Origin of the sequence: Streptomyces pallidus (ex Mingjun et al. 2026) (assembly GCF_051550185.1) — a bacterium.
In the GTDB taxonomy this organism is placed as follows: Bacteria; Actinomycetota; Actinomycetes; order Streptomycetales; family Streptomycetaceae; genus Streptomyces.
The window spans coordinates 2672960-2686619 of the sequence record NZ_CP196181.1; the positions used below are offsets into that span (position 1 = coordinate 2672960).

Annotated in this window: 13 protein-coding genes; 1 reads left to right on the forward strand and 12 read right to left on the reverse strand. The window is 68.9% G+C overall.

Translation table 11 applies throughout. The features are described from left to right. Positions 1-56 precede the first annotated feature (56 nt). Positions 57-1904 (forward strand): glycosyl hydrolase family 18 protein, encoded by a 1848-nt coding sequence (locus ACSHWO_RS11345; protein ID WP_438311572.1) that lies wholly within the window; start codon positions 57-59, stop codon positions 1902-1904. 225 nt (positions 1905-2129) lie between these two features. Here the strand turns inward: ACSHWO_RS11345 and ACSHWO_RS11350 are convergent, their stop codons facing one another. From ACSHWO_RS11350 to glyA, 12 genes are all read right to left on the reverse strand, one after another. Beyond that, positions 2130-2576 (reverse strand): DUF2550 domain-containing protein, encoded by a 447-nt coding sequence (locus ACSHWO_RS11350; RefSeq protein ID WP_361088883.1) that lies wholly within the window; start codon positions 2574-2576, stop codon positions 2130-2132. A 130-nt stretch (positions 2577-2706) separates the two neighbouring features. Continuing rightward, positions 2707-3081, reverse strand: coding sequence for a F0F1 ATP synthase subunit epsilon (locus tag ACSHWO_RS11355; protein ID WP_361088885.1), 375 nt, complete (start codon positions 3079-3081; stop codon positions 2707-2709). A gap of 163 nt (positions 3082-3244) precedes the next feature. Beyond that, positions 3245-4693 carry a F0F1 ATP synthase subunit beta gene (gene atpD / locus ACSHWO_RS11360; RefSeq protein WP_385830588.1) on the reverse strand — a complete coding sequence of 483 codons (1449 nt, stop codon included), beginning with the start codon at positions 4691-4693 and terminating at the stop codon, positions 3245-3247. Continuing rightward, the gene (locus tag ACSHWO_RS11365) at positions 4694-5611 is read right to left on the reverse strand and encodes a F0F1 ATP synthase subunit gamma (protein WP_361088889.1); all 918 of its coding nucleotides are present in this window, start codon (positions 5609-5611) and stop codon (positions 4694-4696) included. A 20-nt stretch (positions 5612-5631) separates the two neighbouring features. Next, positions 5632-7218, reverse strand: coding sequence for a F0F1 ATP synthase subunit alpha (atpA, locus tag ACSHWO_RS11370; protein WP_361088891.1), 1587 nt, complete (start codon positions 7216-7218; stop codon positions 5632-5634). 138 nt (positions 7219-7356) lie between these two features. Then, complete coding sequence (locus tag ACSHWO_RS11375) at positions 7357-8172, reverse strand: F0F1 ATP synthase subunit delta (protein WP_438311577.1); 816 nt, start codon at positions 8170-8172, stop codon at positions 7357-7359. Beyond that, entirely contained in the window at positions 8169-8708 is a 540-nt protein-coding gene (locus ACSHWO_RS11380; protein ID WP_361088895.1) for a F0F1 ATP synthase subunit B, read from the reverse strand. The genes ACSHWO_RS11375 and ACSHWO_RS11380 overlap by 4 nt, the downstream gene beginning before the upstream one ends. Positions 8709-8751: 43 nt before the next feature. Beyond that, positions 8752-8982: an ATP synthase F0 subunit C gene (atpE, locus tag ACSHWO_RS11385; protein WP_125645699.1), complete on the reverse strand. Its 231-nt coding sequence runs from the start codon at positions 8980-8982 to the stop codon at positions 8752-8754. Positions 8983-9062: 80 nt separating this feature from the next. Then, the gene (gene atpB, locus ACSHWO_RS11390) at positions 9063-9896 is read right to left on the reverse strand and encodes a F0F1 ATP synthase subunit A (RefSeq protein ID WP_361089308.1); all 834 of its coding nucleotides are present in this window, start codon (positions 9894-9896) and stop codon (positions 9063-9065) included. 210 nt (positions 9897-10106) lie between these two features. After that, positions 10107-10544, reverse strand: coding sequence for a hypothetical protein (locus ACSHWO_RS11395; protein ID WP_361088897.1), 438 nt, complete (start codon positions 10542-10544; stop codon positions 10107-10109). Positions 10545-10829: 285 nt separating this feature from the next. Next, on the reverse strand, positions 10830-12164 hold the full coding sequence (locus tag ACSHWO_RS11400) for an MraY family glycosyltransferase (RefSeq protein WP_361089310.1): 1335 nt from the start codon (positions 12162-12164) through the stop codon (positions 10830-10832). A gap of 104 nt (positions 12165-12268) precedes the next feature. Beyond that, the gene (gene glyA / locus ACSHWO_RS11405) at positions 12269-13498 is read right to left on the reverse strand and encodes a serine hydroxymethyltransferase (RefSeq protein ID WP_438311580.1); all 1230 of its coding nucleotides are present in this window, start codon (positions 13496-13498) and stop codon (positions 12269-12271) included. Positions 13499-13660 lie beyond the last annotated feature (162 nt).

Sequence of the window (13660 nt, forward strand, 5' to 3'; positions counted from 1 at the left end):
CCACCCCCATGTCGCGGTCGACCCCACGGCCCCGACGGACCTACGGAGGAGCACCCTTGAGCACAGCACCCCCACCCCGCACCCGTCTGTTCAGAAGGCTCGCCGCGGCCGTGGCCGCGCTCGCCCTGCCCGTCGCCGGACTGGTGGCACTGGCCGGCCCGGCCCAGGCCGCCGGATCCGCGACGGCAACGTACACGAAGGTCTCCGACTGGGGATCCGGCTTCGAGGGCAAGTGGACGGTCAAGAACACCGGGACCACGGCCATCAGCTCCTGGGCCGTCGAGTGGGACTTCCCCGCCGGTACCCGGGTGACCTCAGCCTGGGACGCCACCGTCACCAACTCCGGCAACCACTGGACCGGCAAGAACGTCGGCTGGAACGGCACCCTCGCCCCGGGCGCCAGCATCAGCTTCGGCTTCAACGGCACCGGCTCAGGCGCCCCCGCCGGCTGCAGGGTCAACGGCGGATCCTGCGACGGCGGGTCCTCGGAGCCCGGCGACAACCCGCCCTCCGCCCCCGGCACCCCCACCGCCGGCACGGTGACCGAGACCTCGGTGGGCCTGACCTGGACCGCGGCCACCGACGACAAGGGCGTCAAGGACTACGACCTCTTCCGCGGTGCCACGAAGATCGCGACGGTCACCGGGACCTCGTACACCGACACCGGCCTGACCAAGGGCACGACGTACGCGTACTCCGTGACCGCCCGCGACACCGCCGGCCAGACCGGGCCCTCCTCCGCCACCCTGACCGTCACCACCCCCGGCGGCACCGAACCGCCCGACCCGGGCGACAAGGTCAAGCTCGGCTACTTCACCAACTGGGGCGTCTACGGGCGCAACTACCACGTGAAGAACCTGGTCACCTCCGGCACCGCCGCGAAGATCACGCACATCAACTACGCCTTCGGCAACGTCCAGGGCGGCAAGTGCACCATCGGCGACGCCTACGCGGACTACGACAAGGCCTACACCGCCGACCAGAGCGTCGACGGCAAGGCCGACACCTGGGACCAGCCGCTGCGCGGCAACTTCAACCAGCTGCGCAAGCTCAAGGCCCAGTACCCGCACATCAAGGTCGTGTGGTCCTTCGGCGGCTGGACCTGGTCCGGCGGCTTCGGCCAGGCCGCGGCCAACCCGGCAGCCTTCGCCCAGTCCTGCTACGACCTCGTCGAGGACCCGCGCTGGGCCGACGTCTTCGACGGCATCGACCTCGACTGGGAGTACCCGAACGCCTGCGGCCTGAGCTGCGACACCTCGGGCGCGGCCGCCTTCAGGAACATGATGCAGGCCATGAAGGCGAAGTTCGGCGCGAACAACCTCGTCACCGCGGCCATCACCGCCGACGCCTCGGACGGCGGCAAGATCGACAAGGCGGACTACGCGGGCGCCGCACAGTACGCCGACTTCTACAACGTGATGACGTACGACTTCTTCGGCGCCTGGGCCGCCCAGGGCCCGACCGCCCCGCACTCCCCGCTCACCTCCTACGCCGGCATCCCGCAGGCCGGCTTCAACTCCGCCGACGCCATCGCCAAGCTCAAGGCCAAGGGCGTCCCCGGCAGCAAGCTCAACCTCGGCATCGGCTTCTACGGCCGCGGCTGGACCGGCGTCACCCAGGCGACCCCCGGCGGCACCGCCACCGGCCCGGCGCAGGGCACGTACGAGCAGGGCATCGAGGACTACAAGGTACTGAAGAGCAGCTGCCCCACCACCGGCACGATCGCCGGCACGGCCTACGCCAAGTGCGGCAGCAACTGGTGGAGCTACGACACCCCCGCCACCATCGCCGGAAAGACGGCCTGGGCCAGGCAGCAGGGGCTCAGGGGCGCCTTCTACTGGGAGTTCAGCGGCGACACCGCGAACGGTGAACTCGCCGCCGCCGTCCACGCCGGTCTTCAGTGACCCCCACGCACTGACCCGGCACACGACGAAGCCGGGGAGACAGGGTCCGCCCCCCGTCTCCCCGGCTTCCGCCATGCGACGGGCAAGGAATTCCTACGCGACATTCACCCTCCCCCAGACTCCGTCCGGGGGGACCCCCAGCCAACGGGCAAGGAATTCCTACGCGACATTCACCCTCCCCCAGACTCCGTCCGGGGGGACCCCCAGCCAACGGGCAAGGAATTCCTACGCGACATTCACCCGTTGTCCCGGAGGCGCCGCCTCCAGCCAGGCGAGGAAACCGGTCAGCGCGTCCTCGCTCATCGCCAGCTCCAGGCGGGTACCCCGATGGGTACAGCCGAGCACGACGGCGTCGGACAGCAGGGCCAGCTCCTCCTCGCCCTCGGGGGCGCGGCGCGAGACCACCTCGATGGAATCCCGCTCCAGCAGCCGGCGCGGCCGCGGCGAGTACGAGAAGACACGGAACCAGTCGATGCGGTCACCGCTGTACCGGGCGACCCCGTACACCCAGCCCTTGCCGGACAGGTCCGGCTTGTCGGCCACTCCCCAACGCAGGGAACAGTCGAAGGTGCCGCCGGAGCGCTGGATCAGTCTGCGGCGCAGCCCGAACACGAACAGGCCGATCACCACCAGGGCTACGACCAGGCCGCTCACAAGCAGAGCGAGGAGCATCTTCACCGACCTCCTCGCTCATCGACATGCAGCACGTGAAAAAGGGACGTACATCGCCTCAGCCGCGACCCGTGCCGGAAAATTCCGGAACGGACCGCGGCTGAGGTCTCAAACCTGTTCGGTACGGGGCTCAGCGCCCCGCGACCGCGCGCAGCCGGACATCCGCGCGACGCTCGGCGGCCGCATCGGCCTCCGACTTCGCGCGCTCCAGTGCCCGCTCCGCACGCTGGACGTCGATCTCGTCCGCGAGCTCGGCGATCTCGGCCAGCATGGACAGCTTGTTGTCCGCGAACGAGATGAATCCGCCGTGCACCGCGGCGACGACAGTGCCGCCCTCGCTGGTACGGATGGTCACCGGGCCCGATTCCAGCACACCGAGAAGCGGCTGGTGACCGGGCATGACGCCGATGTCGCCGGACGTGGTGCGGGCGACGACCAGGGTGGCCTCACCGGACCAGACACTACGGTCCGCCGCGACCAGCTCGACGTGCAGCTCAGCAGCCAAGGTGGCTCCTCGGGTCACCACCCGGCGGGTCAGCCGGGTGTTGGGTCAAATTCTAATGGGCGTGGGGAGAGGGACGGGACACACCCGCCCCTCTCCTGGCTCCCTCCCGGCGGTGGCCGGGAGGGAACTGCGAACCGACGGGCGCTCCGCAGAGCGCGCCGGATCAGGAGACGCCCAGCTCCTTGGCGTTGGCCTTCAGGTCCTCGAGGCCACCGCACATGAAGAACGCCTGCTCCGGGAAGTGGTCGAACTCACCGTCGCAGATCGCGTTGAACGCGGCGATCGACTCGTCGAGCGGAACGTCCGAACCGTCCACACCGGTGAACTGCTTCGCCGCGTGGGTGTTCTGGGACAGGAAGCGCTCGACACGACGGGCACGGTGGACAACGAGCTTGTCCTCCTCGCCCAGCTCGTCGATACCGAGGATCGCGATGATGTCCTGGAGGTCCTTGTACTTCTGCAGGATCCCCTTGACGCGGGTCGCGGCCTCGTAGTGGTCCTTCGCGATGTACCGCGGGTCGAGGATGCGGGACGAGGAGTCCAGCGGGTCCACGGCCGGGTAGATGCCCTTCTCGGAGATCGGACGGGACAGAACCGTCGTCGCGTCGAGGTGGGCGAAGGTGGTCGCCGGCGCCGGGTCGGTGAGGTCGTCGGCGGGGACGTAGATCGCCTGCATCGAGGTGATCGAGTGACCACGGGTCGAGGTGATGCGCTCCTGGAGGAGACCCATCTCGTCGGCCAGGTTCGGCTGGTAACCCACCGCGGAGGGCATGCGGCCGAGCAGGGTCGAGACCTCGGAACCGGCCTGCGTGAAGCGGAAGATGTTGTCGATGAAGAACAGCACGTCCTGCTTCTGCACATCGCGGAAGTACTCCGCCATGGTCAGACCGGCCAGGGCGACGCGCAGACGGGTGCCCGGGGGCTCGTCCATCTGGCCGAAGACCAGCGCGGTCTTGTCCAGAACGCCGGACTCCTCCATCTCGGCGATGAGGTCGTTGCCCTCACGGGTGCGCTCACCCACGCCGGCGAAGACGGAAACACCCTCGTGCAGCTTCGCCACACGCATGATCATTTCCTGGATCAGAACGGTCTTGCCGACACCGGCACCACCGAACAGACCGATCTTTCCACCCTTGACGTACGGGGTGAGGAGGTCGACGACCTTGAGGCCCGTCTCGAACATCTCGGTCTTCGACTCGAGGTCCTCGAACTTCGGGGCCGTGCGGTGGATCGCCCAACGCTCGGACTCGGTGCCGTTGGCCTCGGGCTCGTTCAGCACCTCGCCGAGGGTGTTGAACACCTTGCCCTTGGTGAAGTCACCGACCGGGACGGTGATGCCCCTGCCCGTGTCGGTCACCACGGCCTGGCGGACCAGACCGTCGGTGGGCTGCATGGAGATGGCGCGGACCACGCCGTCACCGAGGTGCTGCGCGACCTCGAGGGTCAGCGTCTTGAGCGCGCCCTCCTCGGCCGGGTCGGCAACCTGGACGGTCAGCGCGTTGTAGATCTCCGGCATGGCGTCGACGGGGAACTCCACGTCGACGACCGGGCCGATGACCCGCGCGATGCGGCCGGTGGCAGCGGCCACTGCGTTATCGGTAGACGTCGTCACTTACTTGTCACTCCCCGCGTTCGCGTCGGCCAGGGCTGCGGAGCCACCGACGATCTCGCTGATTTCCTGGGTGATTTCGGCCTGGCGGGCCGCGTTGGCAAGCCGGGAGAGGCTCTTGATGAGCTCACCGGCGTTGTCGGTCGCCGACTTCATCGCACGGCGGCGGGCGGCGTGCTCGGAAGCAGCGGCCTGCAGCAGCGCGTTGTACACGCGGCTCTCGACGTAGCGCGGCAGCAGGGCGTCGAGGACGTCCTCCGCCGACGGCTCGAAGTCGAACAGGGGCAGGACCTCGCCCTTGCCCGCCGTCTCCTCCTGCGCCTTCTCAAGGCTGAGCGGCAGCATCCGGTCGTCCACCGGGTTCTGCGTCATCATCGACACGAACTCCGTGTAGACGATGTGCAGCTCGTCCACGCCGCCCTCGGCCGTCTCCTGGGAGATGGCCTCGATGAGCGGTGCGGCCACGGCCTTCGCGTTCGCGTAGCTCGGGCTGTCGGTGAAGCCGGTCCAGCTGTCCGTGACCTTGCGCTCACGGAAGCTGAAGTAGGCGAGACCCTTGCGGCCGACGATGTAGTGGTCGACCTCCTTGCCCTCGCTGCGCAGCCGCTCCGTCAGCCGGTCCGCCGCCTTGATGGCGTTGGACGAGTAGCCGCCGGCCAGACCACGGTCGCTCGTGAGCAGCAGCACGGCCGCACGCACCGGGGCCTCGGCCCCGGTGGTGAGCGGGTGCTTGGTGTTGGACCCCGTCGCCACCGCGGTCACCGCACGGGTGAGCTCGGTCGCGTACGGCATGGAGGCCGCCACCTGGCGCTGCGCCTTGACGATGCGCGAGGCGGCGATCATCTCCATCGCCTTGGTGATCTTCTTGGTCGCGGTAACGGATCGGATGCGACGCTTGTAGACCCGGAGCTGGGCTCCCATGAGTCAGGTCCCTTCCGTCGTTACTTGGCCACCGGCGCGTCTTCGCCCAGAAGCTTGCCGTCCGAGGTCTCGAACTGCTTCTTGAAGTCGGCGATCGCGTCGGCGACGGACTGCAGGGTGTCGTCCGACATCTTGCCGCCCTCGCGGATCGAGGTGAGGAGCTCCTTGCGGTTGTGGCGCAGGTGCTCCAGCAGCTCGGACTCGAAGCGACGGATGTCCTCGACCGGGACGTCGTCCATCTTGCCGGTGGTGCCGGCCCAGATGGAGACGACCTGCTCCTGCACCGGCATCGGCTGGTACTGGCCCTGCTTCAGCAGCTCGACCATGCGCTTGCCGCGCTCCAGCGCGGACTTCGACGCGGCGTCCAGGTCGGAACCGAAGGCGGCGAACGCCTCCAGCTCGCGGTACTGGGCGAGGTCCACGCGCAGGCGGCCGGAGATCTGCTTCATGGCCTTGTGCTGGGCGGAGCCACCGACACGGGAGACCGAGATACCGACGTTCAGGGCCGGACGCTGGCCGGCGTTGAACAGGTCGGACTCCAGGAAGCACTGGCCGTCGGTGATGGAGATGACGTTGGTCGGGATGAACGCCGAGACGTCGTTGGCCTTGGTCTCGACGATCGGCAGACCGGTCATCGAACCGGCACCCATCTCGTCGGAGAGCTTGGCGCAGCGCTCCAGCAGGCGGGAGTGCAGGTAGAAGACGTCACCCGGGTAGGCCTCACGGCCCGGCGGGCGGCGCAGCAGCAGGGACACGGCGCGGTAGGCGTCGGCCTGCTTCGACAGGTCGTCGAAGACGATCAGGACGTGCTTGCCCTGGTACATCCAGTGCTGACCGATGGCGGAACCGGTGTACGGCGCCAGGTACTTGAAGCCGGCCGGGTCCGACGCCGGGGCGGCGACGATGGTCGTGTACTCCAGGGCACCCGCCTCTTCCAGCGCGGCGCGCACGGAAGCGATGGTGGAGCCCTTCTGGCCGATGGCGACGTAGATGCAGCGGACCTGCTTGTTGACGTCGCCCGAGCGCCAGTTGTCGCGCTGGTTGATGATCGTGTCGACGGCCAGGGCGGTCTTGCCCGTCTGGCGGTCGCCGATGATCAGCTGACGCTGGCCGCGGCCGACCGGCGTCATGGCGTCGACGGCCTTGTAGCCCGTCTCCATGGGCTCGTGCACGGACTTGCGCGCCATGACGCCCGGGGCCTGCAGCTCGAGGGCGCGGCGGCCCTCGGTCGCGATCTCGCCGAGGCCGTCGATCGGGTTGCCGAGCGGGTCGACAACGCGGCCGAGGTAGCCCTCGCCGACGCCGACGGAGAGCACCTCACCGGTGCGCTGCACCGGCTGGCCCTCCTCGATACCGCTGAACTCGCCGAGGACGATGGCACCGATCTCGCGCTCCTCGAGGTTGAGGGCGAGGCCGAGGGTGCCGTCCTCGAACTTCAGCAGCTCGTTCGCCATGGTGGAGGGCAGACCCTCCACCTTCGCGATGCCGTCACCGGCAACGCTGACCGTGCCGACCTCCTCGCGCGAGGCCGCGTCCGGCTGGTACGACTGGACGAAGGTCTCCAGTGCGTCCCGGATCTCCTCCGGCCGGATCGTGAGCTCCGCCATCTGGGTTCCCTGCTCTCCTTGTTGGGCCCGAAGTTTCTTAGGGGTCTGGGGGCGACCCCCAGGAATCTTCTGCAAGTTCTGCACGGCCCAACCGGGCCGCTAGGAATGCTGTGTTTCTTTTGGTGACTGCTGCGGCTGTCAGCCGGCCATGCGGCGGGCGGCCTCGGTCAGCCGGCTCATGGTCGAGCCGTCGATGACCTCGTCGCCGACCTGCACCACGATCCCGCCGAGGACCGCGGGGTCCACGTCGAGGTTCAGGTGCATCTCGCGGCCGTACAGCTTGGCCAGCACCGCGCCGAGACGCTGCTTCTGCACGTCGCTGAGCGGAACCGCGGTGGTCACGGTGGCGACCATGCGGTTGCGGCGCTCGGCGGCGAGCTTGGAAAGGGACTCGAGTCCCGCTTCCAGGCTACGTCCACGCGGGTGGGTGACCAGTCGCGTCACCAGGCGCTCGGTGGCGGCGTTCGCCTTGCCGCCGAGCAGGCTGCGCAGCAGCTCGCTCTTGGCGGAGGCGGTCGCCTTGCGGTCGGTCAGGGCCGCGCGCAGCTCGGTGCTCGAGGCGAGGATCCGGCCGAAGCGGAACACCTCGTCCTCGACGTCGTCGAGCGCGCCGGCCTTCTGCGCAGCGGTGAGGTCGGCGGTGGCCGCCAGCTCCTCCAGCGCGTCCACCAGGTCGCGGGACTGCGACCAGCGGGAGCGCACCATGCCGGACAGCAGGTCGAGGGTCTCCCCGCCCACCTGCCCGCGCAGCAGCCGCGCGGCCAGCTCGGCCTTGGCCTCACCCGGCTGCGCCGGGTCCGTGAGGACCCGACGCAGCGAGACCTCGCGGTCGAGCAGCGCGGTGACGGCGGCCAGCTCACCGGCGAGCTTCGCCGCGTCGACGGACGTCGTGTCCGTCAGCGCGTCGAGACGCTCGCGGGAGGCGTGCAGCGCCTCGCGGCTCGCTCCGTTCATCGGGCGGCCTCGGCCTTCGCCTCGAGCTCGTCGAGGAACCGGTCGATGGTGCGGCTCTGCCGGGCGTGGTCCTCGAGGGACTCACCGACGAGCTTGCCGGCCAGGTCGGTGGCGAGCTTGCCCACGTCCTGGCGCAGCGCCTGCGAGGCGGCCTTGCGGTCGGCCTCGATCTGGGCGTGGCCGGCAGCGATGATCTCCTCACGCTGCCGCTGGCCCTCTGCGCGCAGTTCTTCCTTGAGCGCAGTGCCCTGCTCCAGCGCGTCCTGGCGCAGGCGAGCGGCCTCGTGCCGGGCCTCGGCGAGCTGGGCCTTGTACTGCTCCAGCACGCTCTGAGCCTCGGTCTGAGCCGCCTCGGCCTTCTCCATACCGCCCTCGATGGCCTCGCGGCGCTCGTCCAGAACCTTGTTGATGTTCGGGAGGAGCTTCTTCGCGAGGAAGCCGAAGACGATGACGAAGGCGATCAGGCCGATGACCAGCTCAGGGATCGGCGGGATGAGCGGGTTTTCCCGCTCGGCTGCGAGAACCAGGAGGTTCACATCAGTGCCTTTCGTCGGATCGGTCTACGTCGTGGAGTTCGTCTTAGTAGACGAACGGCATGACCAGACCGATGAGGGCGAGCGCCTCACAGAAGGCGAAGCCGAGGATCTGGTTGGCACGGATCAGACCGGCAGCCTCGGGCTGACGGGCAAGCGCCTGGGTGCCGTTACCGAAGATGATGCCGACGCCGACGCCCGGGCCGATGGCCGCGAGACCGTAACCGATGGAGCTGAGGGAGCCGGTGATCTCGGTGGCAGCGAGCACGTTGGACATGCCGTTATTCCTTCTCTTTCACGGATCCGATGGGGGTTGGCCATCGGACGACAGGGGGAGTGTGAGCGGGCGGACCGTGCTCAGTGGTGCTCGGCGAGCGCGCCCTGGATGAAGCTGCAGGCCAGGAGGACGAAGACGTACGCCTGGACAGCCTGGATGAAGAGCTCGAAGGCGGTCATCACGATGACCATCACGAAGGACACGCCCGCGTAGGCGATGCCGATGCCGTTCAGCAGGTACCAGCTGGCGATCGTGAAGAGCAGCAGCAGGGTGTGGCCGGCGAACATGTTCGCGAACAGTCGGACCGCGTGGGTGAAGGGGCGGACCAGGACGTTCGAGAAGAACTCGATGACCATGACCAGCGGCAGGATGCCACCGAGGGACTTGTCGTAGCCGGTGACGTTCTTCAGGCCGCCGACGAAGCCGTGGCGCTTGAAGGTCACGGACATCCACATGACGTAGATGACCAGGGCCAGGACGGCCGGGTAGGCGATGATCGAGGTCACCGGGAACTGGGCGATCGGAATGATCGACCAGAGGTTCATCATCCAGACGAAGAAGAACGTCGCGACCATGAAGGGGACGTACTTCTCGCCCTCCTTCTTACCGAGCGTCTCGTAGACGATGCCGCGGCGGACGAAGTCGTACCCGGCCTCGGCGACCATCTGGAGCTTGCCCGGAACGACCTGCGGCTTGCGGAACGCAGCCCAGAAGAAGCCGACGACGATGATCGAGCCCAGCAGCGCCAGGAGCATCGGCTTGTTGAAGTACAGGTTGCTCTCGGCGTCGCCCCACAGCGGCTCGAAGAGGAACGAGTGCAGGCCCGGACCCGGGAAGCCACATCCGTCGAAGATGTGACAGTCGGTCTCGAAAGCGAGCACCTGCGTCGGGTCACTCACCGCGGACTCCTTCAGCGTGGCGCATAGGTACGGCAACCTCGTTGTGTCGGCGCGGCAGACGGCCGCGGTTCGGCACTGGACTGGTGTTACAGATGATGGGGCGGCGTTCAGGCATCGAGCCTCGCGATGGAACAGGCGTCAGCTCGGATGCCCGCGCCCGCAGTGCCGCAGTTGGCACCGGACGATAGCAGGATCTCGAACGCGCCTTTATCCCGGCCCTACCCCTCACGACTTCGGCCCCGAGTTTTCGGGCTTGTCGCCCTTCACCGAGTCCGGTTCGACGTAGAGGATCTTGGCCTTCATGTGAGCACGCGTCTGCGCCGCGATCCACACCAGGGTGGTCGCGACCAGCGTGATGGCGAAGGCCTTCGGGTTGAACAACGTGGTGTTCTTGAACACGGCGACAAAGACGAACAGCAGAAGGATCTGTGTCGTGTAGAGCATGAGCCCCATCGCCTGGAACAGCTGCGGCAGCGATTTCGCCGTGCGTTGCAGGACGACGAAGCCGATGCCCATGAAGAGCATCACGACCACCGTGGCGATGGCTGCGCCGAGGGCACCCTTGCCGCCTGCGAGCACGGCACTGACGGTCACGGCGACAGCGCCGGCGACAGCAGTGGGTACTGCGGCGTGCAGGAGAGATCGGGCGTCATCAGACAGCATGGCGCTTTGGCTCCGCGGTGGTGGTGGGGCACGGACTCGTACGGGACTCGTACGGGAAGAGCGTAGGCCCGGTCCGAGAGAGAACCTCGAGCCAAAGGGCCGTCGCACTACGGTCCTTCGGCTGTGTCGCCGGGTTTAGTGAACGGTATCACAAACTATTTGATGAGAGCTTTACCTGGGGGGTGTGCCGACTGTCACACATGAGTGTGAACCCGCCCGTGTGTGCGCGACAACCCCTCGGCTTGTGTGCTAATGGCACCCCATGTCCGACATGCCCCGCCGGCGTCAGCGCGTCGTTTCGGCCTTACGCCGGTCGGGGAAGCGCGAACGGGGGCCCACGGCAGTCGCTCCGTTGACGCCCGAGACACCGACGGCGATCCGCCGGGCGGGTTCGGGCTCGCGGCCCGAGGCGTCCAGCGCTGCGGCCTCGGCGGCCCGCTCCGCGTGCCGGTAGCGCGGCGGGACCAGGAACTCGGCCCAGCGCGGGGCACGCGGCCTGAAGCGCGGCAGGAGCAGCAGGACCAGGCCGACGGCGCTCAGGGCCACGATGACGAGCACGATCCACATCGAGGCCGAGTGCACCGAATAGGCCACCGCACCGAACGCGATCAGGCCGGACCAGAAGTACATGATCAGCACGGCGCGGCTGTGCGAGTGGCCGAGCTCCAGCAGCCGGTGGTGCAGGTGCCCGCGGTCCGCCGCGAACGGCGACTGGCCCTTCCAGGTGCGCCGCACGATGGCCAGGATCAGGTCGGCCATCGGGATCGCGATGATCGTCAGCGGCAGCAGCAGCGGGATGAAGACCGGGAGCATCGCGTGCGTCGCGTTGCGCTCACCGCCGGCGAACAGGGCCATCGTGTCCGGGTCGACCTGCCCGGTGATCGAGATCGCGCCGGCGGCGAGGACCAGGCCGATGAGCATCGATCCGGAGTCGCCCATGAAGATCCGGGCGGGGTGCATGTTGTGCGGCAGGAAGCCCAGGCACATGCCCATCAGGATCGCGGAGAAGAGGGTCGCGGGCGCCGCCGCCTCGATCCCGTACCCGAACCAGATCCGGTAGGCGTAGAGGAAGAACGCCGCGGAGGCGATGCACACCATGCCCGCTGCCAGGCCGTCGAGGCCGTCGACGAAGTTCACCGCGTTGATGGTGATGACCACCAGGGCCACCGTGAGCAGGTTGCCCTGCCACTGGGTGAGCGCGACCGTCCCGATCCACGGGACGGGGATCCACAGCATGGTCAGGCCCTGCATGACCATCACGCCGGCGGCGATCATCTGCGCGCCGAGCTTGATCAGGGCGTCGATCTCGAACTTGTCGTCGAGCACGCCGATCAGCCAGATCAGGGCGGCTCCGGAGAGCAGGGCCCGCGGCTCGTTCGACAGCTCGAAGACGCCGTTGAGGTTGCGCAGGTGGTCGGCGACGAGCAGGCCCGCGCACAGCCCGCCGAACATGGCGATGCCGCCGAGCCGCGGAGTGGGCTCGCGGTGCACGTCGCGGGCGCGGATCTCCGGCATCGCGCCGGCCGCGATCGCGAACCTCCGTACGGGCCCGGTGAGCAGGTAGGTCACCGCCACCGTGACGCAAAGCGTCAGCAGATATTCACGCACGGGCTGCCCCAGATGTATCGCCGGCCATCTCAGCCCCACACATTAGCTGCGATGTCCCCGTCGGCGAGGACGCGAGGAACCCCGGCGGCGGTTGCACTACGCCCCGCTTGCCCCGATTACCCACCGTAAGGGGGAAAGGACCGGGCCAGATCGGCCACTTCCGTGCGGGTTGTCGCCGCCTCCCCCTGCAGTGCGGCGGTGAACAGCGCCGCGATCCGCGCCATCTCCGGCTCCCGCATGCCCTGGGTGGTCACGGCCGCCGTGCCCAGGCGGATCCCGCGCTGGTCCCCGTACGGCAGGGCGCAGGTGTCCAGGACGATCCCCGCCGCGGCGAGCCGGCCGCGGGCGGTGGGGCCGTCGATGCCGAGGGGCGCCGGGTCGGCGGTGATCAGGTGCGTGTCCGTGCCCCCGGTCGTCACGGCGAACCCGTGCGCGGTCAGCGCCTCGGCGAGCACGCGGGCGTTGGCCACCACCCGGTGGGCGTACGTGGTGAACGCGGGCCGGGCCGCCTCGCCGAACGCGACGGCCTTGGCGGCGATGGTGTGCATCTGTGCGCCGCCCTGGGTGAACGGGAACACCGCCCGGTCGATCCGCTCGGCGAACTCCGCACCGCACAGGAGCATCCCGCCGCGGGGACCGCGCAGCACCTTGTGGGTGGTGGCGCACACGATGTCGGCGTACGGGACGGGGCTGGGCGCCGCCCCGCCGGCGACGAGCCCGATCGGGTGGGCGGCGTCCGCGATGAGGTAGGCCCCCACCTCGTCGGCGATCTCCCGGAAGACCGAGTACTCCAGGTGGCGCGGGTAGGAGATCGAACCGCACACGACGGCCTTCGGCCGGTGCGTGCGCGCCAACTGCTGGACCTGGTGGTAGTCGACCAGGCCGGTCTCGGCGTCGACGCCGTAGCCGACGAAGTCGAACCAGCGGCCGGAGAAGTTCGCCGGGGAGCCGTGCGTGAGGTGCCCGCCGTACGCGAGGCCCATCGCCAGCACGGTGTCCCCCGGCCGCAGCAGTGCGGCGTACGCGGCCAGGACGGCGGCGGATCCCGAGTGCGGCTGGACGTTGGCGTGTTCGACCCCGAACAGGGCCCGGGCCCGCTCCGCGGCGGTCCGCTCGGCGAGGTCGGCGTACTCGCAGCCGCCGTGGTAGCGGTTGCCCGGGTAGCCCTCGGCGTACTTGTTGGCCAGCGGCGAGGCGAGGGCCGCGAGGACGGCGGGCGAGGTGAAGTTCTCGGCGGCGATCAGCTGCAGCGTGGTGGCCTGCCGCTGCGCCTCCCCTGCGAGCACGTCGGCCATCTGCGGGTCCTGCTGCCGCAACAGGTCCGGGGGCGGGGTGATGACGCTCATGGCGCGACTCCAGTGGCGGTACCGGGTACCGCCACTGTAGGCCCGCGGGGGCCGTCGCGCCCTGCGGGACGGCCCGGGGGGCCCAGGAGCCGTCAAGGGGCCCGGAGGCCCCCCGCCTGCCCCGCGAGGACCGTGATCGGCGCAGAGCCGTGGGACCCCGGC

What these genes read in the sequence shown, in the direction of transcription:
- atpE (WP_125645699.1), bottom strand. Translation starts at nt 8,982, where the DNA reads ATGTCCAACGTGCTCGCTGCCACCGAGATCACCGGCTCCCTCAGCTCC.
- ACSHWO_RS11365 (WP_361088889.1), bottom strand. Translation starts at nt 5,611, where the DNA reads ATGGGAGCCCAGCTCCGGGTCTACAAGCGTCGCATCCGATCCGTTACC.
- atpA (WP_361088891.1), bottom strand. Translation starts at nt 7,218, where the DNA reads ATGGCGGAGCTCACGATCCGGCCGGAGGAGATCCGGGACGCACTGGAG.
- ACSHWO_RS11395 (WP_361088897.1), bottom strand. Translation starts at nt 10,544, where the DNA reads ATGCTGTCTGATGACGCCCGATCTCTCCTGCACGCCGCAGTACCCACT.
- glyA (WP_438311580.1), bottom strand. Translation starts at nt 13,498, where the DNA reads ATGAGCGTCATCACCCCGCCCCCGGACCTGTTGCGGCAGCAGGACCCG.
- ACSHWO_RS11350 (WP_361088883.1), bottom strand. Translation starts at nt 2,576, where the DNA reads ATGCTCCTCGCTCTGCTTGTGAGCGGCCTGGTCGTAGCCCTGGTGGTG.
- ACSHWO_RS11375 (WP_438311577.1), bottom strand. Translation starts at nt 8,172, where the DNA reads ATGAACGGAGCGAGCCGCGAGGCGCTGCACGCCTCCCGCGAGCGTCTC.